Source organism: Kitasatospora sp. NPDC048194, from assembly GCF_043202455.1.
GTDB lineage: Bacteria > Actinomycetota > Actinomycetes > Streptomycetales > Streptomycetaceae > Kitasatospora.
This window is the reverse complement of record NZ_JBIDAK010000006.1, coordinates 131,255-157,534: the sequence shown is the minus strand read 5'-3', so window position 1 is coordinate 157,534 and position 26,280 is coordinate 131,255. Positions and strand designations below refer to the sequence as shown.

At 73.0% G+C, this 26,280-nt stretch carries 26 protein-coding genes; 15 read left to right on the top strand and 11 right to left on the bottom strand.

Translation table 11 applies throughout. The features are described 5' to 3' along the window. Positions 1–91: 91 nt before the first annotated feature. The 5 genes from ACGF07_RS10785 to ACGF07_RS10765 all read left to right on the top strand — a co-directional run bounded on the left by ACGF07_RS10785 (position 92) and on the right by ACGF07_RS10765 (position 5,622). Positions 92–850: a DUF72 domain-containing protein gene (locus ACGF07_RS10785; protein WP_392897261.1), complete on the top strand. Its 759-nt coding sequence runs from the start codon at positions 92–94 to the stop codon at positions 848–850. A 92-nt stretch (positions 851–942) separates the two neighbouring features. Then, entirely contained in the window at positions 943–2,148 is a 1,206-nt protein-coding gene (locus ACGF07_RS10780) for a hypothetical protein (RefSeq protein WP_392897260.1), read from the top strand. A 204-nt stretch (positions 2,149–2,352) separates the two neighbouring features. After that, positions 2,353–3,150, top strand: a complete 798-nt coding sequence (locus ACGF07_RS10775; RefSeq protein WP_392897258.1) for a transglycosylase family protein — start codon at positions 2,353–2,355, stop codon at positions 3,148–3,150. 346 nt (positions 3,151–3,496) lie between these two features. Then, positions 3,497–5,005, top strand: a complete 1,509-nt coding sequence (locus ACGF07_RS10770) for an MFS transporter (RefSeq protein WP_392897256.1) — start codon at positions 3,497–3,499, stop codon at positions 5,003–5,005. Further along, entirely contained in the window at positions 5,002–5,622 is a 621-nt protein-coding gene (locus tag ACGF07_RS10765) for a helix-turn-helix domain-containing protein (RefSeq protein ID WP_392897254.1), read from the top strand. The genes ACGF07_RS10770 and ACGF07_RS10765 overlap by 4 nt, the downstream gene beginning before the upstream one ends. 112 nt (positions 5,623–5,734) lie before the next feature. Here ACGF07_RS10765 and ACGF07_RS10760 read toward each other — a convergent pair whose 3' ends face one another. From ACGF07_RS10760 to ACGF07_RS10750, 3 genes are all read right to left on the bottom strand, one after another. Continuing rightward, positions 5,735–6,676 carry a molybdopterin-dependent oxidoreductase gene (locus tag ACGF07_RS10760; protein ID WP_392897252.1) on the bottom strand — a complete coding sequence of 314 codons (942 nt, stop codon included), beginning with the start codon at positions 6,674–6,676 and terminating at the stop codon, positions 5,735–5,737. 189 nt (positions 6,677–6,865) lie between these two features. Then, positions 6,866–7,285: a GrpB family protein gene (locus ACGF07_RS10755; protein ID WP_392897250.1), complete on the bottom strand. Its 420-nt coding sequence runs from the start codon at positions 7,283–7,285 to the stop codon at positions 6,866–6,868. Between the two features lie 202 nt (positions 7,286–7,487). Then, a complete protein-coding gene (locus tag ACGF07_RS10750; protein WP_392897426.1) occupies positions 7,488–9,047 on the bottom strand; it encodes an MFS transporter in 1,560 nt (519 codons plus the stop codon). Between the two features lie 261 nt (positions 9,048–9,308). Between ACGF07_RS10750 and ACGF07_RS10745 the strand changes: the two genes are divergently transcribed. Continuing rightward, a complete protein-coding gene (locus ACGF07_RS10745) occupies positions 9,309–10,094 on the top strand; it encodes a TetR/AcrR family transcriptional regulator (RefSeq protein ID WP_392897248.1) in 786 nt (261 codons plus the stop codon). A 45-nt stretch (positions 10,095–10,139) separates the two neighbouring features. Here the strand turns inward: ACGF07_RS10745 and ACGF07_RS10740 are convergent, their stop codons facing one another. The 3 genes from ACGF07_RS10740 to ACGF07_RS10730 all read right to left on the bottom strand — a co-directional run bounded on the left by ACGF07_RS10740 (position 10,140) and on the right by ACGF07_RS10730 (position 14,159). Beyond that, a complete protein-coding gene (locus ACGF07_RS10740; RefSeq protein WP_392897247.1) occupies positions 10,140–10,625 on the bottom strand; it encodes a DinB family protein in 486 nt (161 codons plus the stop codon). Beyond that, entirely contained in the window at positions 10,625–11,422 is a 798-nt protein-coding gene (locus ACGF07_RS10735) for a VOC family protein (RefSeq protein ID WP_350742700.1), read from the bottom strand. Before ACGF07_RS10735 ends, ACGF07_RS10740 begins: the two co-directional genes overlap by 1 nt. Before the next feature lie 241 nt (positions 11,423–11,663). Continuing rightward, entirely contained in the window at positions 11,664–14,159 is a 2,496-nt protein-coding gene (locus tag ACGF07_RS10730; protein WP_392897245.1) for a germacradienol/geosmin synthase, read from the bottom strand. 502 nt (positions 14,160–14,661) lie between these two features. Between ACGF07_RS10730 and ACGF07_RS10725 the strand changes: the two genes are divergently transcribed. Next, positions 14,662–15,303: an HhH-GPD-type base excision DNA repair protein gene (locus ACGF07_RS10725; RefSeq protein ID WP_392897243.1), complete on the top strand. Its 642-nt coding sequence runs from the start codon at positions 14,662–14,664 to the stop codon at positions 15,301–15,303. Between the two features lie 97 nt (positions 15,304–15,400). Then, positions 15,401–15,688 carry a DUF2087 domain-containing protein gene (locus ACGF07_RS10720; RefSeq protein WP_392897241.1) on the top strand — a complete coding sequence of 96 codons (288 nt, stop codon included), beginning with the start codon at positions 15,401–15,403 and terminating at the stop codon, positions 15,686–15,688. On the opposite strand, the gene ACGF07_RS10715 is transcribed toward ACGF07_RS10720, so the two are convergent. Then, positions 15,661–15,882 (bottom strand): KTSC domain-containing protein, encoded by a 222-nt coding sequence (locus ACGF07_RS10715; RefSeq protein ID WP_392897239.1) that lies wholly within the window; start codon positions 15,880–15,882, stop codon positions 15,661–15,663. The two genes, ACGF07_RS10720 and ACGF07_RS10715, sit on opposite strands and share 28 nt — an antisense overlap. 86 nt (positions 15,883–15,968) lie before the next feature. Continuing rightward, positions 15,969–17,447, bottom strand: coding sequence for an MFS transporter (locus ACGF07_RS10710; RefSeq protein ID WP_392897424.1), 1,479 nt, complete (start codon positions 17,445–17,447; stop codon positions 15,969–15,971). Between the two features lie 114 nt (positions 17,448–17,561). Here ACGF07_RS10710 and ACGF07_RS10705 point away from each other — a divergent pair, with 114 nt between their 5' ends. Then, entirely contained in the window at positions 17,562–18,566 is a 1,005-nt protein-coding gene (locus ACGF07_RS10705; protein ID WP_350744588.1) for a YafY family protein, read from the top strand. Here the strand turns inward: ACGF07_RS10705 and ACGF07_RS10700 are convergent. Continuing rightward, positions 18,563–19,087: a YbhB/YbcL family Raf kinase inhibitor-like protein gene (locus tag ACGF07_RS10700; protein ID WP_350744586.1), complete on the bottom strand. Its 525-nt coding sequence runs from the start codon at positions 19,085–19,087 to the stop codon at positions 18,563–18,565. The two genes, ACGF07_RS10705 and ACGF07_RS10700, sit on opposite strands and share 4 nt — an antisense overlap. Positions 19,088–19,193: 106 nt before the next feature. On the opposite strand from ACGF07_RS10700, the gene ACGF07_RS10695 reads away from it, so the two are divergent. Together ACGF07_RS10695 and ACGF07_RS10690 are read left to right on the top strand one after the other, a co-directional pair. Further along, the gene (locus ACGF07_RS10695; protein WP_392897236.1) at positions 19,194–19,850 is read left to right on the top strand and encodes a rhomboid family intramembrane serine protease; all 657 of its coding nucleotides are present in this window, start codon (positions 19,194–19,196) and stop codon (positions 19,848–19,850) included. Positions 19,851–19,936: 86 nt separating this feature from the next. Further along, positions 19,937–21,103, top strand: a complete 1,167-nt coding sequence (locus tag ACGF07_RS10690) for a hypothetical protein (RefSeq protein WP_392897234.1) — start codon at positions 19,937–19,939, stop codon at positions 21,101–21,103. Positions 21,104–21,222: 119 nt separating this feature from the next. Here the strand turns inward: ACGF07_RS10690 and ACGF07_RS10685 are convergent, their stop codons facing one another. Further along, positions 21,223–22,821 (bottom strand): helicase HerA-like domain-containing protein, encoded by a 1,599-nt coding sequence (locus tag ACGF07_RS10685; RefSeq protein WP_392897233.1) that lies wholly within the window; start codon positions 22,819–22,821, stop codon positions 21,223–21,225. A gap of 193 nt (positions 22,822–23,014) precedes the next feature. On the opposite strand from ACGF07_RS10685, the gene ACGF07_RS10680 reads away from it, so the two are divergent. Both ACGF07_RS10680 and ACGF07_RS10675 read left to right on the top strand, forming a co-directional pair. Next, positions 23,015–23,311, top strand: coding sequence for a type II toxin-antitoxin system VapB family antitoxin (locus ACGF07_RS10680; RefSeq protein WP_030273186.1), 297 nt, complete (start codon positions 23,015–23,017; stop codon positions 23,309–23,311). Between the two features lie 284 nt (positions 23,312–23,595). Further along, positions 23,596–24,279 carry a LytR C-terminal domain-containing protein gene (locus ACGF07_RS10675; protein WP_350744592.1) on the top strand — a complete coding sequence of 228 codons (684 nt, stop codon included), beginning with the start codon at positions 23,596–23,598 and terminating at the stop codon, positions 24,277–24,279. Between the two features lie 97 nt (positions 24,280–24,376). On the opposite strand, the gene upp is transcribed toward ACGF07_RS10675, so the two are convergent. Beyond that, positions 24,377–25,012: a uracil phosphoribosyltransferase gene (gene upp / locus ACGF07_RS10670; RefSeq protein ID WP_350506235.1), complete on the bottom strand. Its 636-nt coding sequence runs from the start codon at positions 25,010–25,012 to the stop codon at positions 24,377–24,379. 163 nt (positions 25,013–25,175) lie between these two features. Between upp and ACGF07_RS10665 the strand changes: the two genes are divergently transcribed. Together ACGF07_RS10665 and ACGF07_RS10660 are read left to right on the top strand one after the other, a co-directional pair. Further along, positions 25,176–25,412: a hypothetical protein gene (locus ACGF07_RS10665; protein ID WP_392897230.1), complete on the top strand. Its 237-nt coding sequence runs from the start codon at positions 25,176–25,178 to the stop codon at positions 25,410–25,412. A 301-nt stretch (positions 25,413–25,713) separates the two neighbouring features. Beyond that, a complete protein-coding gene (locus ACGF07_RS10660; protein ID WP_350744576.1) occupies positions 25,714–26,271 on the top strand; it encodes a tRNA adenosine deaminase-associated protein in 558 nt (185 codons plus the stop codon). Positions 26,272–26,280: the final 9 nt, after the last annotated feature.

Sequence of the window (26,280 nt, the reverse complement as noted above, 5' to 3'; positions counted from 1 at the left end):
TTGCGGACTGGGTTCGCGCTGGAGACCCGGTCGGGCTCGGCGGATCCAGGGGATCCAGCGGTCGGCGGGCGGTCCGTGTTTCCATGGGGGTGTGCCCCTGTACATCGGCACCTCGGGCTGGCAGTACGACGACTGGCGTGGCGGGCTGTACGCGCCGGGGACGCCGCGGCGGCTGTGGCTGGAGGAGTACGCCCAGCGGTTCGCCACGGTGGAGAACAACAACGCCTTCTACCGGCTGCCGGCGGCCGAGACGTTCACCGCCTGGCGGGAGCGGACCCCGGACGGGTTCGTGATGGCGGTCAAGGCGAGCCGCTACCTGACGCACATCAAGCGGCTGCACGACCCGGAGGAGCCGGTGCGGCGGCTTCTGTCGGCCGCCGCCGGGCTGGGCCCGCGGCTCGGACCGGTGCTGCTCCAGCTCCCGCCCACCCTGAGGGCGGATGCCGATGTCCTCGACGGCTGTCTGGGCTGTTTCCCGGCCGGGCTGAGAGTGGCCGTCGAACCCCGGCACGATTCGTGGTGGGTGCCGGAGATCCGGGCGGTGCTCGAACGGCGCGGCGCCGCCCTCTGCTGGGCGGACCGGCGGGGCCGACCGGTCACTCCGCTGTGGCGGACCGCCGACTGGGGCTACCTGCGTTTCCACGCCGGTCTGGCGCAGCCGCCGCCCCGGTACGGTCGGCGGTCGCTGGCCACCTGGATGGGCAGGGTCGCCGAGGCCTGGTCGGACGAGGCCGACGTGTACGCGTACTTCAACAACGACCCCGGCGGTGCGGCGCCCCTGGACGCCGTCGCGTTCGCCCGAGCGGCCGTCACGGCCGGCCGGACGGTAGCCGCGCCCGGTGGAGGGTGATCCCGGGCGGGGGCGGGGTGTTGCGGGTTGGTTCGGGGCGCACCTAGCGTGAGTGACGGCGGTGATCCGTTCACGCGGGAGGGGCGGTTTTGATGGTGCGTCATGTCAGGAACGGTGTACGGGCGGTGCTGGCGGCCGGCTTGCTCGTCGCCGGCGCGCTCGTCGGTGCGGCGCCGGCGGGGGCGGCGGCGGGGCCGACGGCCCTTCCCGCGTCCGAGTACACGCTCAGTGCGGACTATCACCGGTTCGACGCGCTCGACTCGGCGCTCGTCTCGACGCTGGGGACCTCGGCGGTGCACACGGTGATGGAGCACGCGAACCACGACCGGCAGGCGTTGCCCTCGTCCTTCTCCGTCGACGGCCTGTCCGGCGGCTTCCGGTTCGATGACGGGGACAACTCGGACTGCCAGAGTTTCCCGCAGGGCATCACGACGAGCCGGGACGCCGTGGGGACCGCCGACAGCGGCAACTACGACGGCCATCAGCTCGTGCTGGTGAGCTGGTACACCAAGGACGGCTGCGACGGCGCCCAGCAGCGCAGCCGGATCACGCTCGTCGACTGGGACGCCACGTACCCCAACGCGTACCGCAAGATCCTGCTGGTGGAGCCGACCGGCACCACCGCGGCGCCGGACTTCAAGGACATCCCGATTCACGCGGGCGGCGTGTCCTGGTACGGCAACTACCTGTACGTCGCCGACACCGGGCACGGCATGCGCGTCTTCGACATGCGCAAGATCCTCAACACCGATCCCGGCGGGACCGCCGACCAGATCGGCCGTCAGTCGTCGACCGTCTACCACGCCCACAACTACGCCTACGTGCTGCCCCAGGTCGGCACGATCACGTCGCGGACGACCTCCGGCACCGACCTGGCGTGGTCGTCGATCTCCCTCGACCGGGTCAGCGGGTCGATCGTGATGGCGGAGTACACCTGCCAGTCGGGCTGCACCGGGTATCCCAACCGGCCGCCGAGGGCGGTCCGCTTCCCGTTCGTGTCCGGGGGAACGACGTTCGCCGCGACGACGACCGCCAGTCAGGCGCTCCAGCTGCCCTGGTACAACCTCAACGGCGTGGCCTCCCACAACGGCCGATGGTGGTTCAACTCCTCGGGGCAGAAGAAGCTCTACTACTGGACCCCGACCGCCGGCCCCGCCACCTTCGCCTGGGTGAGCGGCGGCGAGAGCCTCTCCTACTGGGAGGACTCCACCAATCCCGACCTGCTGTGGTCGCTCCAGGAGACCACGGGCGGGCGCAACGTCTTCGCGGTCACCCAGGCCACGTACGGCGGCGGCTGAGCACCGGACCGCGGTCCGCGGTCCACGACGCCGCCGTGCAACCAAGTGTGCTCCGCACCGTCGGCGGCCCGGAGCGTTCGGGTGGTCTCGGACCGCCGACGGAACGAGATCGCGGTGTCCTTGGCGACCGTCCGCCCTCGCGTGGCGCATGAGTGGACGAGGCGCTTCGGCGCCTGGTCCCTGTCCTCGAGGTGCGGAGTGTTCATGTCGCCGCTGTCCGTGGTCCGTCGTCCGGTCGTCGTCCTGCTGCTTCCCCTGCTCGCTCTCGTCACCGTTCTCCTCGGCGCCAAGGAGTCGTCGGCCGGGGTGCCGTTCCCCGCCGTGGCCCAGGAGGGGGCCCGCGCCGAGGCGGTGGACTGGGACGCGCTGGCCCGCTGCGAGAGCGGGGGACGGTGGAACGCCGACACCGGGAACGGCTACTACGGGGGGTTGCAGTTCAACGCGGCGACCTGGCGTTCCAACGGCGGCCTCGCCTACGCCGCCCGCCCGGACCTCGCGACCCGCGAACAGCAGATCGCCGTGGCCGAGCACCTCGCCGCGAGCCGCGGCCTGGCTCCGTGGCCGGCCTGCGGAGCCCGGGCCGGCCACGGCGGCGTCCGTTCGGGCAGTGACGCCGGCACCCCCACCCGCAGCCACCGCCCCGCGTCTGCCCGGTCGCACGCCCCCGCCGCGCTCGCGCCGCGGAGCGACCGCACCGACCACACCGACCGCAGCGACAGCAGCGAGGGCAGCGACGGCACCGGACGCACCGACTCGGCGGACGCCTCCGCGAGCGTCGACGCCGCCGCTGCCGCCGCTACGGACGGAACCGCCGCAGACGCAGTCGGCGCGGGCGGAGCCGCCGGGGACAGCTGGACCGTGCGTCCCGGCGACACCCTCGGGGGCATCGCCCAGGAGCTCGGTACCCCGGGCAGCTGGCCGGCCCTCTACGCCCTCAACGAGGACACCATCGGCGGCGACCCCGACCTGATCCTGCCCGGCGAGGTCCTGGCCCTGCGCTGACCCACGCGCACGGGCGCCCCGAGGTCGCGGCCGGCTGCGGTCCGTATCGACGTCCCCCTGTGACCTTCTGGCGCGCGCCCCCCGTTGCGGCGGCCCGTCCGGTGATCCACCGCGCCCGTCGGCCTCCCACCAACCGCAACCACAGCGCCGACGACGCCCCCGCGACAGGCGCGGTCGGTCGCCCTGCGGTGATCGGCAGCCTTCAGCCCTGGTGCGCGATCTCCGTGTCACCGTCACCGCCGTTTCTGCTCGGCTTGGCGGGCATGTCATCATGTGATGACATCGTCCGATGACATCACTCGATGACAGCGTCGGACCCTTCGATCTCTGACAAGGGGGCGCGTCCATGGAGACCCCGGCGGGGCCGTCCGAGCGGCGGAAGCGGGCCCTGGTGCCCGTCCTGGTGTTCCTCAGTGCCGTCGTGGCGGTGATCAGCAGCCTCGGGGCGCCGATGATCCCGACCATCGCGGCCATCGACCACGTGTCGCTCGCCGAGGCGCAGTGGTCGCTGACCATCACCATGCTGGTCGGGGCGGTCGCCACGCCGGTGCTCGGGCGGCTGGGCGACGGACCGGCCCGGCGTACGGTCACGCTGACCGCCGCCGCCATGGTGGTGGTCGGCAGCGTGCTGGCCGCCCTGCCGCTCGGCTTCGGCTCGCTGATCGCCGGGCGGGCGCTGCAAGGCGTCGGGGTCGGACTCACCCCGCTGGCCATCGCCACCGCGCGGGACGCCCTGCCCGCCGCGGCCTCCCGCTCGGCGGTCGCGCTGCTCTCCATCACCACCGTCGCCGGGGTCGGCCTCGGCTACCCGGTCACCGGGCTGATCGCCCAGTCCTTCGGCATCCACGCGGCCTTCTGGTTCGGCGCCGTGATCAGCGCGTTGGCGCTGGCACTGGCCGCCCTGGTGCTGCCCCCGGCCGGACACCGCGAGCGGCGCCCGCTGGACGCGCTCGGCGCGGTGCTGCTCGGGCTGGCACTGGTCGGACTGCTGCTGGTGCTCACCGAGGGCGAGGACTGGGGCTGGGGCAGCACCCGGCTGTGGACGGTCGCCGGCGTCTCGCTGCTCCTGCTGGTCGGGTGGGTCAGGCACGAGCTGCGTACCGCCCACCCGCTGGTGGAGCTGCGGAGTCTGACCAACCCGGTGGTGCTGACCGCGGACGTGGCCGGGCTGGTCGCGGGCGTCGGGATGTACCTGCTGATGTCCCTGGTGATCCGCTTCGTCCAGACGCCGACCAGCACCGGCTACGGCCTGGGGGCCTCGGTCGTGGTGGCCGGTCTGGTGCTGCTGCCGTTCTCGGCGGTCAGCCTGCTGTCCAGCAAGGTCGTCCCGGTCCTCGCCCGGCGCACCTCGTCCGCCCTGGTCCTGCCGCTGGGCTGCGCGGTGTCGCTGGCCTCGATGCTGTTCTTCCTGTTCGCCCGCACCCACCTGTGGCAGCTCCTGGTGGTGATGGGGCTCGCCGGACTCGGCGTCGGCTGCACCTTCGCCGTGATGCCGGGCCTGATCGTCAACGCGGTGGCCGCCGACGAGGTCGGCAGCGCGGTCAGCTTCAACCAGCTGCTGCGCACCGTCGGCTACTCCACCGGCAGTGCGCTCTGCGGCGCCGTGCTCCAGGCGCACACCGCGCCGGGGCAACTGCTGCCCGCGAACAGCGGCTACCGGGACGCGGCGCTGATCGGCTGCGCCGTGTGGGTGGTGATCGGCCTGACTACGATCGTCCTGCCGCGGCTCAGTGCCGCGACCGCCGCCCGGAGGGGTCCGCGCGTGGACGAGGAGCTGATGGTGGAAGAGAGCATCGCCGACGGCGTGACCGGCGAGGGCGACGTGCCCGTGCTGCGGACCGGGGCCGAGCGGTGACCGAGGCGGCCACCGGGGCCGACGGAGCCGCGGTCGCGGACGACGGACGGCCGGAGCCCGCGACCCCCCGGCGCCGGGACGCCGCCCGCAGCCGGGAGCTGCTGCTCCGGGCGGCGGCGGAGCTCTTCGCCGACCGCGGATTCGACCGCACCACCATCCGGGAGATCGGCGAACGGGCCGGGGTGGACCCGGCGTTGATCGCCCGCTACTTCGGCGGCAAGACCCAGCTCTACCTGGCCACCACGCGCCTGGAGCTGGGCGACTCGGCGCCGGCCGACCTGCTGGACGAGGAGCGCCTGCGCACCCTGGTGGAGCGGGTCACGCGGCGCGGACCCGGGCCCTCCTTCCAGGCCGCGGTCCTGCCGGGCGACAACACCGAGGTCCAGCAGGCCGCCCGCACCTACCTCCACGAGCGGCTGGTCGAACCGCTGTACCAGCGCTTCGCCGCCGAGCAGGTGGACCGCCCGCGGCTGCGTGCCGAGATCGCCACGGCGGCCTTCGCCGGGATCATCCTGGCCCGCTCCGGAGGAGCCTTCGCCGAACTGGCCGAGGCCGGTCCGGAGGAACTGCTCCCCCTCCTGCACGACCTACTGGCCGCCAGCCGCCCGACGACCTGACCACCTGGCGACCTGGCCCCCTGACCACCTGACCACCTGACCACCTGACCGTCTGACGGGCGACGGCCTGGCGGGCGACGACCGGTCGAGGCGCACCGCCTCACCGGCGCCGTCACTCCGCCAGGACGCCTATCTCATGGACGGCGTTGCGGTCGCCGGCGAGCGGCTGCACGCGCCCGGCCGAGTCGGTGGCCCGGCAGCGGACGCGGTGCGGGCCCGGGGCGAGGTCGCATCGGAGCCGGAAGCGCTGCCAGCTGGGGTGCGGCCCGCGCCGCTCCAGCTCGGCGGGCTGCCAGTCGGCGTCGTCCACCGCGATCTCGACGGCCGTCACCTCGGTCGCGCTCCAGGCGTAGCCCGCCAGTTCGCAGGCTCCGGCCGGGACGGACCGGCCGTCGCGCGGGGTGAGCAACTTGCTGCCGACGTCCTTCTCCCGGACCGGCCGGGCCTCGCCCCCGCCGGGCGGCACACGGGTGTACAGCCGGGTGGTGAACAGGTGGTCGGGGCGCTCGGCGGCCAGCACGATCCGGGTCAGCCACTTGACCGAGTTGGTGCCGAACATCCGGGGCGCCACCGCCCGTACCGGGTACCCGTGGTCGGGGCGCAGCGGTTCGCCGTTCATGCCGTGCGCGAGGACGACCTCGGCGCCCGCCTGGTCGAGGGGCAGGTCCTTGAGGTACGTCAGACCGCCCTCCCCCGCGAAGTCACCGCGGTCGGCGCCCTCCAGCCAGACGTGCCGGGCCTCCGGGCGCGGGCCGGCCAGCGCCAGCACGGCTGCGAGCGGGGCCCCGGCCCACTCCACGTTGGTGACGGCACGGGTCGGTACGTGGGGGCGCAGCGGACTGCCGAAGCACTCGTGGACGGCGGTGAAACGGGTCTGCGGCAGGTCGAGGAGGGCCGGGAAGTCCAGCCGGAGGGGCCGCTCCACCGCGCCCTCGACGGTGAGCGTCCAGGTGTCCCGGTCGAGCCGCGGCGCCGGGCCGAGGTGGTTGCGGATGAACACCTCCTCGACCGGTGTGATGAAGAGGTCGGGTGTCTCCGGATCGGTCCTGATCATGCGTCATTCCCCCGTACGGCGATCATTGTTGCCGGGATCGACGGTACAAGGAGCGACTGACAACGGAGGGCGGCCGAGGCGGGGGAGGCGGCCGGCCCGGCGGAGTCGCAGTCCCCGACCCGGGCACCCAGCAGATCACCGGTCCGGGCCCCCAGCAGATCACCGGTCCGGCCGTCGACAGACCACCGATCAGACCCGGGAGGCCCGGGAGGCCCGCGCCGCCGCCATCAGCTCCGCCACCGTCGCCGCCTTGTGCTCCGAGTAGGCGAGCAGTCGGCCGGTGGCCCCGGCGGCGTCCCGCTTGGCCCGGGCGTACTGGGCGGCCGCCTCCGGGTGGGCCCGGAGGTGGTGGCGGAACAGCAGGTTGTCGGCCCACAAGCGGCCGCGCAGCCCGACCACGTGGACGTTGGCCGGCTGCCCCGATCGCCGCCGCAGGTACTCGCGGCCGGGGACGGAGGTCGAGCCGATGTGCTCGACCTCCGCGTAGCGGTCCACTCCCCGCAGCCCGGTGGTCAACTGCTCGACCAGAGCCCGGCCCAGGACCGCCCAGGCCGGGTCGTAGGGGACGATGTGGACCGGTTCGTCGAGGTCGGGCGTCATTTTGGACATGCCCGGGAGAGTAACGGGCGGGGCCGGAGGTCCGGTCCCTTCGGGGCGGCCGGCCAAGCCCCCCGAGCCGAACCGCCCGGCCCGGCCCGGGGAGCCCGGCCCGGCTCGGACCGCCCGGCCCGGCCCGGGGAGCCCGACGGCCCCGGCTGCGCGCGCAGCCGGGGCCGGTGGGGGTGGCCGCCGCGGGGGCGGCCGGTGGGGCTCAGCGCACCGCCTCGGTGGCGGGCCGGGCCGGGTCGGGGGATCGGGCGGGGTCTCCGGTCTCGGCAGGCCCGGCCGCCCCGGCCGCGGTCCCCTCGCCCTGCTCCGGCTTGCGGCGCATCAGGACCAGGGTGAGCGCCGCGGCCGCCAGGACGGCGGCGCCGCCGGCCGTGAAGGTGGTCGAGGTCGCGGTGTTGAAGGCCTCGCGGGCGGCGTTCGCCAGGGCGCCGTCGCCGGTGGCGGCGGAGAGGACGAGCGCGTCGGTGACGGCGTGCCGGGCCGGGGCGGGGGCGCCGGACGGCATCGCGCCGGTGTAGGTGCTGGACAGCACGGTGCCGAGGACGGCCACGCCGAGCGCGGCGCCGGACTGCTGGATGGTGTCGTTGAGCGCGGAGCCGACGCCCGCGTGCTCGCCGGGGATCGCGCTCATCAGCGCGTTGGCGGCGGCCGGCATGCCGAGGCCGGATCCGATGCCCAGCACGAGCATGGCCAGGGCGACCTTGGTGAAGCCGTCGCCGACCGAGAGGGTGGCCAGCAGGCCGAAGCCGCCCGCGATGATCACCATGCCGATGGAGGTCAGGACCCGCGGCTGGAGCTTCTTGCCGAGCGCGGCGCCGATCGCGTTGAAGGCGAGCGAGGCGACGGCCAGCGGGATGAAGGCCAGGCCGGTGTCGGTGGGCGAGAACTCCAGCACGAACTGCAGGTACTGGGTGAGCACCAGCATCAGGCCGCCGGTGGCGAAGGTCAGCAGCACCAGCGAGAAGCTGGCGCCGGTGAAGACCCGGTTGCGGAACAGCTTGAGGGGCACCATCGGCGAGTCGGTGCGGACCTGCCGGACGCCGAAGCCGATCAGCGCGACCACCGCGACGGCCAGCGCGCCGAGGGTGCCGGCGTCGGTGAAGCCGTCCCGGGGCAGCACGATGATCGACCAGACCAGGGCCGTCATGCCGACCATGGAGAGCAGCATGCCGAGCAGGTCGGGCCGGCGCCACGGCCCCTTGGACTCCGGCATCAGCACGGCCGCCGCGACGATCGCCACCGCCGCCACCGGCACGTTGATGAGGAAGACGGCGCCCCACCAGAAGTGCGCGATCAGCGCGCCGCCGAGCACCGGACCGCCCACCAGGCCGACCATGGCCACCGCGCTCCAGGCGGCGATCGCCTTGGGCCGCTCCTCGCCGTCGAAGACGGTGATCAGGATGGAGAGCGTGCTGGGCATGACCAGGGCCCCGCCGACGCCCATCAGGACGCGTCCGGCGATCAGTTGGCCGGGGCTGGCGGCTACGGCCGCGACCAGCGAGGCGGCGCCGAACAGGGCCAGGCCGATGATCATCACCTTCCGCCGCCCGAAGCGGTCGGAGAGGCTGCCCGAGGTCAGCAGCAGCCCGGCGAAGACCAGGATGTACGAGTCGATGATCCACTGGATGTCCTGCGCCCCGGCCTTGAGGTCCTGCGCGATCGGCGGGATGGACACCGTCAGGACCATGTTGTCGATCACCAGCACCAGGCTGCTGAGACAGAGCACGACCAGGATGAGCCAGCGACGCGGGTGACGATCCACCACCGCGATTCCCCCTTCGGTTTCATGGCGCGCCGGCCGGAGCCGCGCGGATGTCGGAGCGGCGCACACCGTCCCCCGTCCCCGGTCGAACGGTGTGCGCCACGCCGAACACTGTACGGCGACCGCACAGTGTTCGCAACGCCGTACGTCGTGCGCCAGATCGCACGCCGTTCGCCATGCCGTACGGTGTGCGGAGGGGCCCCTATGCTGGACGGGCCGCCCGCCACCAGGGAGCAAGAGCACAAGAGGAAGGACAGCCGGATGACGGCCAAGTCGGAGGACACCCCGCCGGAGCCCCGCACCGGTGCGCTGCCGGGCATCCCCTCGCCGTGGAACCGCCCCCGGCGCGGCCGGACGCAGCCGGCCCTCAGCCGGGACCAGATCGTCGCGGAGGCGTTCGCGCTGCTGGACGCGGAGGGCATCGAGGCGCTGAGCATGCGAAAGCTCGGCGCCCGGCTCAACGCCGGCGCGACCTCGCTGTACACCCACGTCGCCAACAAGGAGGAACTGCTCGCCCTGGTGGTCGACCAGGTCTTCGGGGAGCTCCCGCTACCGGTGGCCGAGGGCGCCGAGGACCCGAAGGTCTGGCGCGCCGCGGTCCTCGAGTGCACCGAGGGCATGCGCGCGGCCATCAACCGCCACCCCTGGATGGTGTCGGTGCTCGGTGACGTCGGGATGGTCTACCTGGGCCCCAACTGGATGGGGATCTCCGAGGCCCTGCTGGCCGTGATGGAGACGGCCGGCTTCGACCTCGCCGAGGCCAACGACGTGATGAACGCGGTCATGGGCTACACCATCGGAACGGCCTGCGTGGAGGCCGCCTGGCTGAGCGCGCTGGCCAAGACCAGCCGCAGCGAGCAGGAGGTCATGGACCAGTTGCTGCCCACCGTCGTGGCCGCCACCAAGGCCTTCCCTCGACTGCACCGGCTCTACACCACCCAGGTGCCGAAGGAGATCGCCGCCGGACGGGACGACGGCTTCGTCCGCGGCATCACGGTGATCCTGGACGGCATCGAAGCGACCCGGGCGGCACGCCGGGACGGCTGAACCCGGGCGGAGACGCACCCGGGGCCGCAGGCGCGACCCGGGCGCTCAGCCCATCGACTTCGCCCCGTCCAGCGCCTCCCGGATGATGTCCGCGTGCCCGGCGTGCTGCGCCGTCTCGGCGATCACGTGCAGCAGCACCCGGCGGGCCGACCAGCTCGCCCCCTGCTCGAACCAGGGCGCCGGCGGCAGCGGGTGGGCGAGGCCGAGGTCGGGCAGGCTGCGGACCAGCTCGTCGGTGTCGCGCGCGACCTCCCCGTAGGCGTCGAGCAGGCCGGCCAGCGTCTCGCCCTCCGTCATCCGGAACTGCGCCGCCCAGTCCCCGCCGCCGCTGCGCATCGCCTCCGCGCCGCCAACGATGAACCGGGCCCAGCGCGCCTCGACCGCGGCCACGTGCTTGATCAGGCCGCCCAGGCACAGCTCGCTGACCGTGGTGCGCCGGGCCGCCTGCTCGTCGGTGAGGTCCCGGAGGGTGCGGCGCAGCAGGTCGCGGTGCTTGTCCAGGGTCTCGACGAACTCCTCGCGCTCGCCCATCAGACGTCCGCGGTCGGCGGCTGGTCCCCCACCGTCCGGCCCAGGTCGATCAGTCCGAAGGCCGCACCCTGCTGGTCGCCGACCGCCGCGAAGCGGCCGAACGGGCTGTCCATCGGCCCGAAGTACACCGTGCCGCCGCGCTCCGTCAGCCGCTCGATCGCGGCGTCGGCGTCGTCCACGGCGAAGTAGACGCTCACGTACGAGGGCGCCTCGGGCGGCAGGACGTCGCCCTCCGCCCCCATCCGGCCGAGCACCGGCCGCTCGCCGACCTGGAACATCCGGTAGTCGATCTGCTCGGAGTCCATCCGCTTGACGCCGTACGGGAAGACCGCGGGGAAGAAGGCGTCGGCCTTCGCCGGCTCGCGGGTGACGATCTCGGCCCAGCTGTACGCGCCGGGCTCGCCCTGCTTCTCGAAGCCCTCGTGGACCCCCGCCTGCCAGACGCCGAACACCACCCCGCCCGGATCCCTGGCGACCACCATCGTGCCGAAGTCACCGACGGTCATCGGGCCCATGACCACCTCCCCGCCGTTGGCGCGGATCCGCTCGGCGGTGGCGGCGGCGTCCGGCGAGGCGAGGTACAGGCACCAGGCGGACGGCGCCTGCGAGCCGGGCATCGGCGGCACGATCGCGGCGACCGCCTTGCCGTCCGAGTAGGCCTGGGTGTAGTTCCCGTACTCGGACGAGCTCTCGCCGAAGGTCCAGCCGAGAACGTGACCGTAGAAGGCCTTGGCACCCTCCAGGTCGCTGAACATCGCATCGGCCCAACAGGGTGTGCCCTCAGGTAGCGCAGCCATCTCTCAACCCTCGTCTGTGGCGATGTGGGCGCGCGCCGGGAGGCGTGCGCGACCCCCGACTCGCCAGCCTAGTCACGACGCGGCGCACCCGCGCGGGCTGACCGCACGGGTGCGCCGGGGTACCGAGGGAGGCGAGATGCCGGGACACCGAGCTGCCGAGACTGCCGGGCTGCCGAGGTTGCCGGGCTGGAGGCTGCCGGGCAGCCGGGCAGCCGGGCAGCCGGGCAGCCGGGCAGCCGGGTCAGTTCACCGGAGCAGCCGCCCCGCTCGGCCGCGGCCGCAGCGAGGCCGTCCCGAGGCCGGTCGGGCCGCTCGGGATCACGGGCGCCGCCCGGGTCACCGGAGCCGCACCGGCTGCCGCCGCCCGGGACCGGACCGAACCGACGAGGTCCCGCTCGGCGCCGAAGTGCCGCTCCAGGTCCTCCGGACGGTAGCGCCGGCAGGCCTCGTGCCAGTTCAGCACGCCCGCGAGCCAGTTCTCCAGTTCCCGGACGTACCCGCCGAGCAGCTCACGGGCGGTCGCGTCCAGCCCGAAGTCCTCGTACAGCACGGGGAGTTCGTTCTGCGCGACGTGCTGGAACTGCTCCAGCCGGGAGTGCATCAGGTCATCGACGATCCGGACCGCCGACGGGTAGTCGCAGGCGAAGAAGTTCTGCACCACCAGCACGAGGTTGTGCAGCTCGCCCTCGTACTCGATCTCCTTCTGGTAGGAGAAGAGGTCGTTGATCATGCAGGCGTAGTCCGAGGCGGAGTTCTCCAGCGCGCGCATCGAGCCGTGCCGGTACACCTCCTCCGGCACGCTCTTCCCGTGCGACAGTCGGCTGAGGCTCATGGTCAGGTCGGAGCCGAAGGTGGCGCGGCGCATCTCCAGGTAGTCGACCGGGTCCGGGATCCGGTTCTGGATCTGGTTGCTGAGCTCCCAGATCCAGCTGTCCGTCATCACCTCGATCGACTCGCGCAGCTTGCCCCGGGCCTCGACGGTCATCGGTCCGACGGTCCGCTCCCAGATGTCGGCGAGGCCGCGCTCCAGCGGGTTGGCCGGCTCGGGAGTCGGGGTGCCGTCCAGCGGCATGAACAGCGGCAGCCGGGCGTTGGCCGCCTTGGCCCCGGCCAGGTCCCGGGCGCGCCCGAAGACCACCGGGTAGTAGTCGTCCGCCCAGGTGCCCCAGGCCAACCAGGCGGAGGCGATGTCGAGTTCGTCGGCGGTGGCATCGGGGAAGATGCCGGCGGCGCAGAGCGGGAGGTCGTAGTCGCGCATCGACTCGGCGTCCCAGATCCCGGTGCCGGGGATGCCCGCGTGCTCGGAGAGCAGGCCGACCCGCTCGGCCCAGTCGACCACCCGGTCCCGGGCGCCGTCCAGGTGCGGGCTCAGCGAGAGGCCGAACGGCAGCTTGAACTCGGGCAGCCTGGAAGGTCCGACGGGCTGAAAGGGGACGTGGCCGTGCGAGCGCGCCCGCCGTACGGCCGGTCCGGCGGCGGACGCCGGAGCCGCAGCGGCCTTCTCCCCCGCCGCACCGCTGTTCACCGCGGCACTGTTCGCCGCACCGTTGCGCAGGATGTCCAGCGCCGAGGTGCCGATGCCGCCGATCGCGTACCGGTCCCACCAGTTGCCGGCGGCGGGCAGCCCCGGCAGCCCCGCCCCGGCTCCGGACGCCCCGGCTCCGGACGCCCCGGCCGACCCGGACAACCCGGCCGGCCCGCCGCCCGCCCCGGGCACCACCGGCCCGGCCGAACCCGCCGCCGCGCCACCGCCGTTCATGTACCGACTGGAACGCATGTGCCACTCGTGCCCGCCCGACTGCCAGTCCTGCAGGCCCTTGACGTACGCCATCACCCGGGCGCGGCCCTCCGGCCCGAGCCCCGTCTCCGCGAACAGCACCGGCAGTTCGGTGAACACGGTGTTCTCGAACTGCTGGAGCCGCGAGGTGAGCAGGTCGTTGACCGCGTCGGCGGCCTCCTGGGTGGAGCACTCCAGGAAGCGCTCCAGCACCAGGATGCCGTTGCTCAGCTCGCCCTCGTCCTCGACCTCGCGCTGGTACGAGAAGATGTCGTTGCGCAGGTGCACCCCGTCGGAGAAGGCGTCCATCAGCACCCGCAGCGCGCGCGAGCCCGAAACCTCCTTGGGCACCTCGGCGTCGGCCGCGTACTCGACCAGTTGCGCGGACCACGGCGCACCGCCGACCTTGCGGCGCATCTCGATGTACTCGACCGGGTTGGCCACCCGGCCGGCGTTGATGTTGGCGAGTTCCCACAGCGATTCGTCGAGCAGGTTGCGGGTGCTCTCGGCGAACCGGATCCGCCAGTCCTCGCCCATCGCCGGGACGGTGCGCCGCCACAGGTCGGCCAGCCCCGCCTCGACCGGGTTCTCCGGCTCGGGCATCGGGGTGCCCGGGTGCGGCGGCATGAACAGCGGCAGCCGGTCGAGGTGCGCCTTGCCGGCCTCGCGGTCGTTGGTGCGCTTGTACATGTCGAGGAAGTGGTCGTCGAAGAAGAAGACCCACACGTACCAGTCGGTCACCAGCGACAGCGCCTCGGCGGAGGCGTCGGGATGGGTGTAGGCGCAGAGCAGTCCGTAGTCGTGGGCCTCCAGATCGGCCTGGTCCCAGATGCCCGATCCCTCCAGCATTCCCATCTCCCGGGCCCAGCCGGTGGAGTGGGCCCGCGCCTCGTCCAGATGGGGATTGAGCCGTGCCGGGTGCGGCACGTAGAAGGACGGCAGTTCGAACGGCTGGGTCACGGCGGGCGAGCCTTTCTGGACGCGTCTGGTGGTCCAAGGATGACGTGCCGTCAGGTCGCCACACCGGCACAACAGGAACAGTCATATGAGATGACCCACCCGCTCGAACCCTCACTCGAACTACCGCCCGAGCGCTCGGCCGCAGCCGACTCCGGCACGCGAAACCCCGCTTCCCACCATCGGTTTCCGTCCTCCTCCACCCCGCCACAACCACCCGCGCGGCCGAGCGCGCACCATCGGCCGCACACCCCTTCCCGAGCTCCGGCGCACGCCGACCACACCTCAACCGCCAATGCCGGCAGCCCCGTAGAGCGGCGGACAAAAATTCTCCCGAGTTCCCTCCGAAAGGCCCCCAATAACCGTTCCGCCAACGAACAATGCGCGCCCGACAAGGCCGATAACACCAAGACTTGCCCGAATACGGCGTGTTGACGATGTCCACTCCGGCCGGTTTCGACCAGACTGGGCGCGACCCGACGGCAACTCCGAGGAGGGCACACCCATGAACGTCACCGTCCGGCTCGCCCAGCAGCCCGAGGCCGACGAACTGCTCGGACGAAGTGCGCTCGCCGCGCTCGTCGGCATGCTGTTGGACCAACAGGTCCCGATGGAATGGGCGTTCACCGGCCCGCTGATCATCGCCCAGCGCCTCGGCCGCAAAGACCTCGACGCCCACGAGATCGCCACCTACAACCCGGAGGAATTCGTCGCGCTCCTCTCAGCCAAGCCGGCCGTCCACCGCTATCCGGCCGCGATGGCCAAACGGGTGCAGCAGCTGTGCCAGTTCCTCGTCGCGCAGTACGACGGCGACGCCGCCGCGCTGTGGAAGGACGCCCGCTCCGGCAAGGAGCTGCTCAGCCGCCTCAACGCCCTCCCCGGGTTCGGCAAGCAGAAGTCGCAGATCTTCCTGGCCCTGCTCGGCAAGCAGTACGGCGTCCGGCCGGAGAGCTGGCGCGAGGCCGCCGGCGTGTACGGCGAAGAGGGTTCGCACCGCTCCGTCGCCGACATCACCGGCCCGGAATCACTGGCTCTGGTACGGGAGTTCAAGCAGGAGATGAAGCGCGCCGCGAAGGAGGCCAAGGCCGCCGCGAAGCCGCGCACCACGGGCCGGGCGTCCACCGAGGTCGTCACCGGCGCCCGTTGAACCGACGGGCAGCGCAGCGCGCCGACGTCACACCCATCGGGCCGGCGGGCCGGAAAACCGGTTGCCGCGCCGAGCGCCGTCCGGCGACGCTTCCGGCATGACCCAACCCGTTCCTGCCGCCACCCCGGGCGTGTCCGCGCTCTTCGCCTCCGACGGCCGCCTGATCAGCGTTCCCCGCAAGGCGGCCCGCCGGGAGCAGCTGCTGGCCCACCTCGCGCAGACCCTGTTCGAGCCGGACCGCAGCTACACCGAGGCGGAGGTCAACGACGCGCTGCGCACCGTGCACGACGACGCCCCGGCCCTGCGCCGCTACCTGGTCGAGTCCGGGCACCTGGCACGCCCCAAGGACGGCAGCAGCTACCGGCGGGCCGGGATCCTCCGGTAGTCGTAGCAGCCGCGGATCCGCCGGACGAAGTACCGCCCGTGGCTGTCCGCCGCCATCAGCTCCCGGTGCACCCTCGCCGGGACGTCCGCGTACCGGTACACCTGCCCGCCGTGGAACTCCAGCTCCAGCACGCGCTGCGCCCGGTCGTAGCCGACCGAGCGCAGCACCGAGGAGACCACCGCCGTCCGGTCCATGGTCATCCCAGTGTGCGCCGATGGCCCCGGCCGCGCAGTGCGACCGGGGCCCTCGCAGGAGCCGGGCGTCCCGGGGACGGACGCCGTCAGACCAGGACGGACTCCCGCTCCGCCACCGCGTCCTCGGTGGCCGCGGCCCCCGCCGCCCGCTTCCGCGGCAGCGCGAACATCAGCAGGAACACCGCCAGCAGCACCCCGGCGACCCACCACAGCGCGTGGGTGAACGCCCCGCCGAAGGCCGTCCCGACCGCGTCCGGCGCGACCACGTCGTCCATCGCCCCGAAGAAGGCCACCGAGACCAGCCCGAGCCCGAGTGCGTTGCCCACCTGCTGCACGGTGTTGATCAGGCCCGAGGCCGAACCGGCGTGCCGGCGCGGCACCTCGGACAGCACCGCGTCGGTGATCGGCGCGACGATCAGGCCCATCCCGAGGCCCATCACCACCAGCGGCAGCGCCATCTGCCAGGGCGCGATCGCCGTCCCGTAGCGGTCGGCCTCCCAGATGTAGGTGACCACGCCCGCCGCCATCACCAGCGCGCCGGCCTGGAGCACCTTCCGCCCGAACCGCGGCACCAGCTTCTGCACCGACAGCCCGGCCGCCGTGGAGACCGCGAGCGAGAACGGGATGCCGGTAGCGCCGGCCTTGAGCGGGCTCCAGCCCAGCCCGACCTGCATGTACAGCGTCCAGACCAGGAAGAAGATGCCGAGCGCCACCCCGAAGGCCAGCTGCACGCAGATCCCGGCCGCGAAGCTCTTCACCCCGAACAGCGACAGCTCCACCAACGGCGAGCCGTCCCGCCGGGTCTTGATCCGCTCGTACGCCACGAACAGCGCGAACACCGGCAGGCTCCCGGCCATCGACAGGTAGCCCCAGAGCGGCCAGCCGGCCTCCCGGCCGTGGGTCAGCGGGTAGATCAGCATCAGCAGGCCGAGGCTGGCCAGGGCCACGCCGACCAGGTCGAGCTTCAGCGCGTGCTCGGCCCTGGACTCGTCGATGAAGCGGCGGCCGAGCAGCAGCCCGGCGACCCCGACCGGCAGGTTGATCAGGAAGATCGGCCGCCAGGCCAGGTCCAGCAGGTCCCATTCGGTGAGCAGCGCGCCGATCATCGGACCGGAGACCGCGCCCAGCCCGACCACCGCGCCGAACATGCCGAAGACCTTGCCGCGCTCCTCCGCCGGGAAGGTCGCGTGGATGATCGACAGCACCTGCGGCACCATCAGCGCCGCCGTTCCGCCCTGCAGCAGCCGCATCGCGACCAGCATCTCCGGGCCGGAGGCGAGCCCGCACAGCGCGGAGGCCACGGTGAAGCCCCCGATCCCGAGCAGGAAAACCCGCTTGCGGCCGTGGATGTCGCCCAGCCGGCCGCCGGTGATCAGGCCGATCGCGAAGGCCAGCGCATAGCCCCCGGTGACCCACTGGACGGCGCTGAAGGAGGCGCCGGTGTCCTGCTGGATGCTCGGGATGGCGATGTTGACGATGGTCACGTCCACCAGGTCCATGAAGGAGGCGACCATCACGATCGCCAGCGCGATCCACCTCCGCCGGTCGGCTGCCGCCGTGGTCATTCCGTACTCCTCGCTCGTCTGCACGTCCACGACGGTACGGGGGATGTAGGTCAGGATCTGTCCCACTTGGTCGGGCATGCTGGACGGCATGAGCGAGCGAAGCGAGGCGGCCGCATGAGCGACACCCCGGCCCGGCTGCTGAACCTGTTGTCCCTGCTGCAGACCCCGCGCGAATGGCCCGGCAGCGAACTCGCCGAGCGGCTCGGCGTCAGCCCCCGCACCATCCGGCGCGACATCGACCGGTTGCGCGACCTCGGCTACCCGGTGCAGGCCACCATGGGCGCGGACGGCGGCTACCGGCTGGTCGCCGGCACCGCGATGCCGCCGCTGCTGCTGGACGACGACGAGGCGGTGGCCATTGCGGTCGGGCTCCGGGCGGCGGCCGGACACGCCGTGGTCGGCATCGAGGAGGCCTCGGTACGGGCCCTCGGCAAACTGCTCCAGGTGCTGCCGGGCCGGCTGCGGCACCGGGTGGGCACGCTGAACTCCGCCACCGTGCCGCTGCTCACCGGGGACGGCTCGACCGTCGATCCGGAGAACCTCACGGTGCTCGCCGGCGCCGTCACCAACCACGAGCGCCTGCGCTTCTCCTACCGGGCCCGGGACGGTGCACAGACCCGCCGCAACGTCGAGCCCGAGCGCCTCGTCTCGACCGGCCGCCGCTGGTACCTGATCGGCTACGACCTGGACCGCGAGGACTGGCGGCTGTTCCGGATCGACCGGCTGAGCGAGCCCTTCGCCACCGGCGCCCGGTTCGCCCCGCGCCCGCTCCCGGCGGAGGACGCCGCGATGTTCGTGGCCACCAGGCTGCGCGGCCAGGCGCCGACGCAGACCATGGTGGCCACCGTCCACCGGCCCGCCGCCGAGGTGGAGGGCTGGATGCCCTGGACCGGGGACTACACGATCGAACCGATCGACGAGCACAGCTGCCGCCTGCGCTCCCGGGCGGACTCCCTGATGTGGCTGGCGACCGGGCTGCTGCTGCTGGACTGCCCCTTCGAGGTGCACGAGCCGCCGGAGCTGCGCGACCACCTGCGCACGCTCGCCCGGCGGGCCGCGCAGGCGGCGGACGGGACCGCCCGGAGCGGGCCCGACCGGCCCCGGGCCGACCCGTCCTAAGCCGGGACCCCGTACTCGCCGGTGAGGACCGCGCGGGCCAGGGTGTGGAAGGTCAGGTGGAAGCCCACCTGGGCCGGCGGGGTGTCCGGGGTGACGTCCAGCTTCTCGACGTCCAGGGCGTGCACCGCGAACACGTACCGGTGCGGGGCGCCGGGCGGCGGGGCGGCGCCGTCGTACTGGTTGCCGGGGAAGTCGTTGCGGCCGTGGAAGGAGGCCGCGCCCGGCAGGCTCCCGTCCGAGGACCCGGCCCCGCGCGGCAGTTCGGTGGTGTCGGCGGGCAGGTTGAGTGCGAGCCAGTGCCACCAGCCGGAGCCGGTCGGGGCGTCCGGGTCGTAGCAGGTGACGGCGATGCTCCTGGTGGCCTCGGGCACGCCCGACCAGGCGAGGTGCGGCGACAGGTTGCCGCCGGAGTGGATGAACTCCTCGCCCAGCGTGGCGCCTTCGGTGAAGTCCCGGCTGCTCAGCGGGAAGGACGGCACCTGCGGCAGGAACTCGTACGGCAGCGGCGGACGAACACTCATGGGGGTCAGTCACCTCTCGACAGGCGGTCGACGGCCGCCAACCCGGCCGTCATCGATCACTGTAGTGGGGTGCACGTCCGATCCGTCGGGCCCTAGAGTCGACGTCATGGCCACCTCCTTCACCCGCCTGCTCGCGGATTCCCGCCGCGCCCTGGTCACCATGCTCGGCCTCCAGGCCGTCATCTGGTCCGTGCAGGTGGTGAACTGGCTGGACGACTACGGGCTGTCCCGGGAGTACGGTCTGCGCTCCCAGCGCGTCGACGACCTGCCGGAGATGTTCACCATGCCGTTCTTGCACGGGAGTTGGGAGCACATATCGAACAACTCCTGGCCGCTGTTCGTGCTCGGCTTCCTGGCCGCCTACCGGGGCATGCGCAGGTTCCTGCTGGCCAGCCTGGTGATCATGGTGTCCGGCGGGCTGCTGGTCTGGCTCCTGGAGCGCCCGGAGGCCGTGACGGTCGGCGCCAGCGGCATGGTCTACGGCTACCTCGGCTACGTGGTGCTGCGCGGGGTCCTCGACCGCAGGGTGCTGGACGCCGCGGTCGGCATCGCCGTCGCCGCGCTCTACTCCAGCCTGCTGATCGGGGTACTGCCGGTGACCCAGGGTGTCAGCTGGCTGGGCCACCTCGGCGGCCTGATCGGCGGCCTGGCCGCCGCCGTGCTGCTGCGCAACCCGCCGCAACCGGAGCCCGTGCCGACGGCCCCCGGCGCGACCGGCTCCCACGCGGCCCTGCTCCAGCAGTTGGACGACCTCGGCCTGTAGGCCACCCGGGAGCCCCGGTATAGACCATTCCCGACCCCTGCGGCTAGCGTGAACGGCGCACCCGCCCCCAGCTCCGGAGCCGCGCCGTGGAGTCGTCCGTCCTCGCCTTCGCCACCGACCTGCTCGACGAGGGCGCCGACACCTTCTTCGGCAACCTCACCGACCGCGCCGGAGTCGGCGGCGTCACCCTGGCCTCGGTCTACCACGAGGCCCGCGACGTCTTCCCGCACAACCCGCGCCGGGTGATCCGCTACCTGGAGCCCGGCGCCGCCTACTTCCGCCCCGACCCGGCCCGCTGGCGGGGCCGCCGCCTGACGCCCCTGCCCTCCACCGCGATCGGCGACCGGGACCCCTTCGCCGAGGCCGCCGCCGAGGCCGGCCGGCGGGGCATGAAACTGCACGCCTGGACGGTGTTCTGCCACAACGACCGGCTCGGCTTCCTCCACCCCGACTGCGCACCGGCCAACGCCTTCGGCGACCGCCACCTCACCGAACTCTGCCCGGCCGCCCCGGAGGTCCGCGACTACGCGCTGACCCTGGTCGACGAGCTGGCCCGGTACGGCGTGGACGCGATCCGCGCCGAGTCCCTGCACTTCCACGGCCTGCGCCACGGCCACCACCACGAGCGCTACTTCGAGGAGCTGGGCCCGACCGCCGAGGCCCTGCTCGGCGTCTGCTTCTGCCCGCACTGCCGTGCCGCCGCCACCGGCGCCGGAGTCCCCGCCGAGGAGGTCGCCGAAGCGGTGCGGGCCGAGCTGCGCCACCGGCTGGCCGACCAGCGGGCGGCTGCCGAACCCGCCGACCTGAGCGCCCTCGCCGACGGCGCCTTCGCCGCCTACGTGGACGCCTCCGCCGCCACCGTCACGGCGCTGGCCGCCGACCTCGCCGGGCGCGCCCGCGACCACGGCATGCGGCTGAGCTTCATGGACGGCGGCGGCCCCGGCAAGGGCTGGCTGTCCGGCATCGACCTGCCCGCCCTCGCGAAGGCCGTCGACCAGATCGAGACCCTCGGCTACGCGAGGACCCCGGAGGCCGTCCGGGAGAAGCTCGCCGCCTTCGCCCTGCACGGGGTCCGTCCGGACCGGATGGCGGTGATCCTGCGACCGATGGCCTCGGACTGCGACGGCCCGGAGAACCTCGCCGCCAAGCTCACCGTCCTGCGCGAACTCGGCGTCCCTGAGGTGGAGTTCTACCACTACGGGCTGATGAGGCTGTCCTCGCTCGACCGGATCGGCGCCGCCCTCACCGGCTGAGGGACCACCGCCGAGGGCGGCCGGCGGGGCCGGGGCCCACCGCCGCGCCGGTACGGCGGGGGCCGGGGCCGGACGCCGGCCGGAACCGGTGTCGGCCGGGACCGGCGTCGGCCGACGGGTCACCGCCGCCGCTTGGACGTCCCGAACAGGCTGCGCGAGATCTCCTGCCCGAGCTGCCTCCCGGCCGAGCGGGCGAAGGACTTCACGGTCGGATTGCTGAGCAGCGACCCCAGCAGCCCGCCCACGCCCTCCTTCTCCTTCGCCGCCTCCCGCCGGGGCGCGTGCCCCCGCCCCTCAGCGGGCCCGGAGGCACCCGACCCCGCGTCGGCCTGCCCCGCGTCGGCCGGCGGCGGCTCCGGCCGGGGCGCCCGCGCGGCCAGCTTCTCGTAGGCCGATTCGCGGTCGACCGCGTCCCGGTAGCGCGCCGTCAACGCCGAGACGTCCACGGCGGCCTGCAACGCCGCCGGCTCGATCGGCCCCATCAGCGACTGCGGTGCCCGCAGCCTGGTCACCGCCACCGGCGTAGGCGCGCCCTTCTCGGAGAGCACGGTCACCACCGCCTCGCCGGTGCCCAGCGAGGTGAGTACCGCGCCGAGGTCGTACGAGGAGCGCGGGAAGGTCGAGACGGTCGCCTTGAGCGCCTTGGCGTCGTCGGGGGTGAAGGCGCGCAGCGCGTGCTGCACCCGGTTGCCCAGCTGGGCGAGCACCTCGGAGGGGACGTCCTTCGGCGTCTGGGTCACGAAGAAGATGCCGACGCCCTTGGAGCGGATCAGCCGCACGGTCTGGGTGATCGCCTCCAGGAAGGCCTTGGACGCACCGCGGAACAGCAGGTGCGCCTCGTCGAAGAAGAAGACCAGCTTGGGCTTGTCCGGGTCCCCGACCTCTGGCAGTTCCTGGTAGAGGTCGGCGAGCAGCCACATCAGGAAGGTGGAGAACAGCCGCGGCCGGTCCTGGACGGCGGGCAGCTCCAGCACCGAGACGACGCCCCTGCCGTCCGGCGCGGTCCGCAGCAGTTCGGCGGTGTCGAACTCGGGTTCGCCGAAGAACGCCCCGGCGCCCTCGTTCTCGAGCACGGTGAGGGCCCGCAGGATCACCCCGGCGGTGGCCGCGGAGAGGCCGCCGATGGTCCGCAGCTCCTCCTTCCCCTCGGGCGAGGTGAGGAAGGCGATCACCGCGGTGAGGTCCTTGAGGTCGTACAGCTCCAGGCCCTTGCCGTCGGCGTAGTGGAACACCAGGCTGAGCGAGGCCTCCTGGGTCTCGTTCAGGTCCAGCACCTTGGCCAGCAGCAGCGGCCCGAAGCTGGTGACGGTGGCCCGGATGGGAATGCCGGTGCCCTGCCCGCCGAGCGCGTAGAACTCCGTGGGGCAGCCCTGCGGCGTCCACTGCTGGCCGACCTCGGCGGCGCGGGCGGCGGTGCGTTCGCTCGGCGCGCCGGGCGCGGCGACGCCGGAGACGTCCCCCTTGATGTCGGCGAGGAACACCGGCACGCCCTGGGCGGAGAGCTGTTCGGCGATCAGCTGGAGGGTCTTGGTCTTCCCGGTGCCGGTGGCCCCGGCGACCAGCCCGTGCCGGTTGAGCACCCCGATCGGGATGCGCACCGGGGCGTCCGGGTAGGCGGTGCCGTCCAGCAGCACCGCTCCGAGGTCGAGCGCCGGGCCGGTGAAGGCGTACCCGTCGGCGATCTCCCGGACGGTCGGCGGGGTGGGGGCGGAGGACATCGTGCACGCTCCTGGGCGGATCGGGACGCTTCGGATTCGGGTCACGGTCGGACCGGGATCCGATCGGAACCGGGCCGATGTTCGCGACATTTCCCATCAAACAGCCGCATTCGTCCATCCGCAGTTCACACCCGTGCGCGTGGCGGCGTCGCGGCTGCTGCGCCATCCGCCGCCCAAACGGTAGGCTTTCCGTGTGATCTTCAAGCGCATCGGCAATGGGCGGCCGTACCCGGATCACGGCCGGACGAGCACCCGCCAGTGGGCTGACGTCGCCCCGCGTCCGGTGCGGCTCGACCAGCTGGTGACCACCAAGGGCCAACTCGACCTGGAAACCCTGCTGGCCGAGGACTCGACCTTCTACGGGGACCTCTTCGCCCACGTGGTGAAGTGGCACGGCGACCTCTACCTGGAGGACGGGCTGCACCGGGCCGTACGGGCCGCGCTGCAGCAGCGCCAGGTGCTGCACGCCCGCGTGCTCGAAATGGACTGACGGCGCCCCACCCCGGACGCCCCGGGGCGCCCTGCGAAACCTCTCGGACCGCCCGTCCGCCCCCGGCGGAGGGCGGTCCGCGCATACCCGGGTGCCTCCTTTCGGGTGCCGGGCTACTCCAGATGATGATCGTTTAGTACCTTCGCAGCCGTACGGCACTAATCTGCTGACTACGGCCGCGACCAGGGGATCCGCCCGCACGTGGGGGGCACCTCTACCCGGCCCGCCCGGCCCACCCGTCATCCCGACCCCGCCCCGGCACGAGGGGGAGACAAACCGTGAGCATGTTGACTCCCCAAGGCCTCAAGGGGAAGCAGTACCGCATCACCGGCAACGCCTATCCACGGCTGGGCCGGCCCCCGAAGAAGAGCCGCAAGGTGATCGCCGCCCTCGCCGGCCTGCTCGCGCTGGCCCTGATCGCGCTCGGCGGCCTGCAGCTCTACGACATCTTCACCGGCAAGGGCCGCAACGCCTCCGCCCAGGCCTGCGCGACGCCCTCCGGCAAGCCGCTGGCCGCCCCGACGCCGGGCGCGAGCCCGGGCGCCCCGGCGGCCTCCGGCACCCCGGGCGCCCCCGCCGGCGACCCGCACGCCATCCCCCAGGCCTCGGCCGTCACGGTGAACGTCTACAACGCCACCACCAAGGCCGGCCTGGCCGGGCGGACCGCCGAGGAGCTCAAGAAGCGCGGCTTCACCATCGGCAAGGTCGGCAACGCCCCGGCCGAGCTGGACAAGAAGGTGCCCGGCACCGCCCAGGTGATCGCGGGCCCGGCCGGCGCCGGGGCAGGCACGCTGGTCGGCTCCCAGATCGCCGGGGCCACCGTCACCGCCGACGCCCGTACCGACGGCACCGTCGACTTCGTGATCGGCGACAGCTACAACGCCCTGCTGGACGAGAACCAGGCGGCCGCCGCCCTGGCCCTGGCCACCAAGCCGTCCCCCACCCCGAGCTCCCCCGGCAGCTGCTGAGGCCCGACGGACGCGCAGGAGCCCCCCGGCGAGACGGTGCCGGGGGGCTCTCGGGCGTTCGGGGGGCGTACGCGGGGGCCGGTCGTACGCCGGGGGCTCAGCCCGCGGTGCCGTACAGCCGGTCGCCCGCGTCGCCCAGGCCGGGAACGATGTAGCCGTTCTCGTTCAGCCGCTCGTCCAGGGCGGCGGTGACCACGGTGACCGGCAGGTCGGCCAGCTCACGCCGCATCACCTCGACGCCCTCGGGCGCGGCCAGCAGCACCACGGCGGTGACGTCGGTGGCGCCGCGCTCGATCAGCATCTTGATCGCGGCGACCAGGGTGCCGCCGGTGGCCAGCATCGGGTCGAGCACGTAGACCTGGCGGCCGGAGAGGTCGTCGGGCATCCGGGTGGCGTACGTGGAGGCCTCCAGGGTCTCCTCGTTGCGCACCATGCCGAGGAAGCCCACCTCGGCGGTCGGCAGCAGCCGGGTCATCCCGTCCAGCATGCCGAGGCCGGCCCGCAGGATCGGCACGACCAGCGGGCGCGGGTAGCTGAGCCGGGTGCCGAGCGTGACCGCCACGGGCGTGGTGATCTCCACCTCGTCGGTGCGGACGTCCCGGGTGGCCTCGTAGGCGAGGAGGGTCACCAGCTCGTCGGTCAGGCGACGGAAGGTCGGCGAGTCGGTGCGCTCGTCGCGCAGGGTGGAGAGCTTGTGGGCGACCAGGGGGTGGTCGACGACGTGGAGACGCATGCAACGAGGTTAGCCCGGTCCTGGACGCCTGTACGACACGCCGTGCCACAGCCGCCCACCAGCACGGGTGACGCCACCGTGACACGCCGTGACGCGCCGCGGATCTCCGGACGGAACCGGCTGCTGTGGTATCAACCCGCGCGTTCTGGGAATGTCACGTCTTATGACGAGCAACCCGAAAGCCGGGGAAGGCTCGGCGGACGAGCCCGTCGGCAGGGCGGCGCTCGGCGCCGGCCCGCCGCACGACCCTCCGGAGACCGAGGCGGAGCGCCGCAAGCGGCGGGCCGTCTTCCTCCGTGAGCTCGCCGAGGCCCGCGAGTTGAGGGAGCGGGTCCAACCCCGGCGGACCAAGGAACGCCGGATGCGCGAAGCGGCGCGGATGCGGACGTTCCGGATCTGAGACGGATCCGAGCCGGGTCTGGGCCGGGTCTGGGCCGGGTTTGAAGCGGGGCCCGGCTCGGCCCGCCCGTCGGACTGGCGTTCGGAGCAACTTTCGACCGCCGCCGGAGGGGACGCGGCCCGACCCGGCCGTACGCCGCCCGGTCCTTCCGACACGACCTGCAAAGACGCGCTGCCGAACACCCCCCGCAAGGGCGGGCTTTCTGTCACGATTCCGATGGGACGGTCCGAACAGGCGGACCGCCTCTGGCGCGGGGGCGGCCAGATTTCCGCGTTGCCCGGCGCGCCGACAGCCGAGACCGATGATCTTGGGAGTGTCCCTGGTGGCGTACTTCGCTGCAGTGCTTGCTCGCACCGAGGACGGGTGGGATGTGAGCGAGACGGAACTCGACGACGTCGAAACGCTGGCCGATCTGGCCGACCTGGCCCGCGGCTCGGCGCAGGACGACGACAGCGTCCTGATCTTCATCGAACAGGAGGACGCCTGGTTCGCCATCGTCCGGGTGGACGGCGAGGAGGACCCGCGGATCTTCGTCTCCGACGGTGCCGCCGCCGCCCGCAGCTCCTACGGCTCCGTCCTCACCGACGAACTGGTCGACCAGGCCGGCGAGAGCGAGTTCGGTGACCTGGACCACCTCCTGGACGAGGCCGAGGAGACGGAGGAGCAGGACGACGAGGACGCCGACGCCCTCGGCGGCGTCCCGGTCGGCCCGCTCGGCGACGCCCACCTGCTCACCGAGTTCGGTCTGGCCTCCGAAGAGCTGCTCGCCCTCAGCGGCGAGGGCGCGGTGCCCGGCGACGCCCTGGAGGAGATCGCCGAGGCCCTGGGCTGCGGCGAGGTCCTGGAGGCGGTCCGCTAGCGCACGGAT

Bases quoted from the DNA above. Each gene is read 5' to 3' on its own strand.
- ACGF07_RS10770 (WP_392897256.1), top strand. From the start codon at position 3,497: ATGGAGACCCCGGCGGGGCCGTCCGAGCGGCGGAAGCGGGCCCTGGTG.
- ACGF07_RS10735 (WP_350742700.1), bottom strand. From the start codon at position 11,422: ATGGCTGCGCTACCTGAGGGCACACCCTGTTGGGCCGATGCGATGTTC.
- ACGF07_RS10725 (WP_392897243.1), top strand. From the start codon at position 14,662: ATGAACGTCACCGTCCGGCTCGCCCAGCAGCCCGAGGCCGACGAACTG.
- ACGF07_RS10705 (WP_350744588.1), top strand. From the start codon at position 17,562: ATGAGCGACACCCCGGCCCGGCTGCTGAACCTGTTGTCCCTGCTGCAG.
- ACGF07_RS10715 (WP_392897239.1), bottom strand. From the start codon at position 15,882: ATGGACCGGACGGCGGTGGTCTCCTCGGTGCTGCGCTCGGTCGGCTAC.
- ACGF07_RS10685 (WP_392897233.1), bottom strand. From the start codon at position 22,821: ATGTCCTCCGCCCCCACCCCGCCGACCGTCCGGGAGATCGCCGACGGG.
- ACGF07_RS10780 (WP_392897260.1), top strand. From the start codon at position 943: ATGGTGCGTCATGTCAGGAACGGTGTACGGGCGGTGCTGGCGGCCGGC.
- ACGF07_RS10700 (WP_350744586.1), bottom strand. From the start codon at position 19,087: ATGAGTGTTCGTCCGCCGCTGCCGTACGAGTTCCTGCCGCAGGTGCCG.
- ACGF07_RS10720 (WP_392897241.1), top strand. From the start codon at position 15,401: ATGACCCAACCCGTTCCTGCCGCCACCCCGGGCGTGTCCGCGCTCTTC.
- ACGF07_RS10665 (WP_392897230.1), top strand. From the start codon at position 25,176: ATGACGAGCAACCCGAAAGCCGGGGAAGGCTCGGCGGACGAGCCCGTC.
- upp (WP_350506235.1), bottom strand. From the start codon at position 25,012: ATGCGTCTCCACGTCGTCGACCACCCCCTGGTCGCCCACAAGCTCTCC.
- ACGF07_RS10775 (WP_392897258.1), top strand. From the start codon at position 2,353: ATGTCGCCGCTGTCCGTGGTCCGTCGTCCGGTCGTCGTCCTGCTGCTT.
- ACGF07_RS10755 (WP_392897250.1), bottom strand. From the start codon at position 7,285: ATGTCCAAAATGACGCCCGACCTCGACGAACCGGTCCACATCGTCCCC.
- ACGF07_RS10660 (WP_350744576.1), top strand. From the start codon at position 25,714: ATGATCTTGGGAGTGTCCCTGGTGGCGTACTTCGCTGCAGTGCTTGCT.
- ACGF07_RS10740 (WP_392897247.1), bottom strand. From the start codon at position 10,625: ATGGGCGAGCGCGAGGAGTTCGTCGAGACCCTGGACAAGCACCGCGAC.
- ACGF07_RS10695 (WP_392897236.1), top strand. From the start codon at position 19,194: ATGGCCACCTCCTTCACCCGCCTGCTCGCGGATTCCCGCCGCGCCCTG.
- ACGF07_RS10675 (WP_350744592.1), top strand. From the start codon at position 23,596: ATGTTGACTCCCCAAGGCCTCAAGGGGAAGCAGTACCGCATCACCGGC.
- ACGF07_RS10745 (WP_392897248.1), top strand. From the start codon at position 9,309: ATGACGGCCAAGTCGGAGGACACCCCGCCGGAGCCCCGCACCGGTGCG.
- ACGF07_RS10710 (WP_392897424.1), bottom strand. From the start codon at position 17,447: ATGACCACGGCGGCAGCCGACCGGCGGAGGTGGATCGCGCTGGCGATC.
- ACGF07_RS10760 (WP_392897252.1), bottom strand. From the start codon at position 6,676: ATGATCAGGACCGATCCGGAGACACCCGACCTCTTCATCACACCGGTC.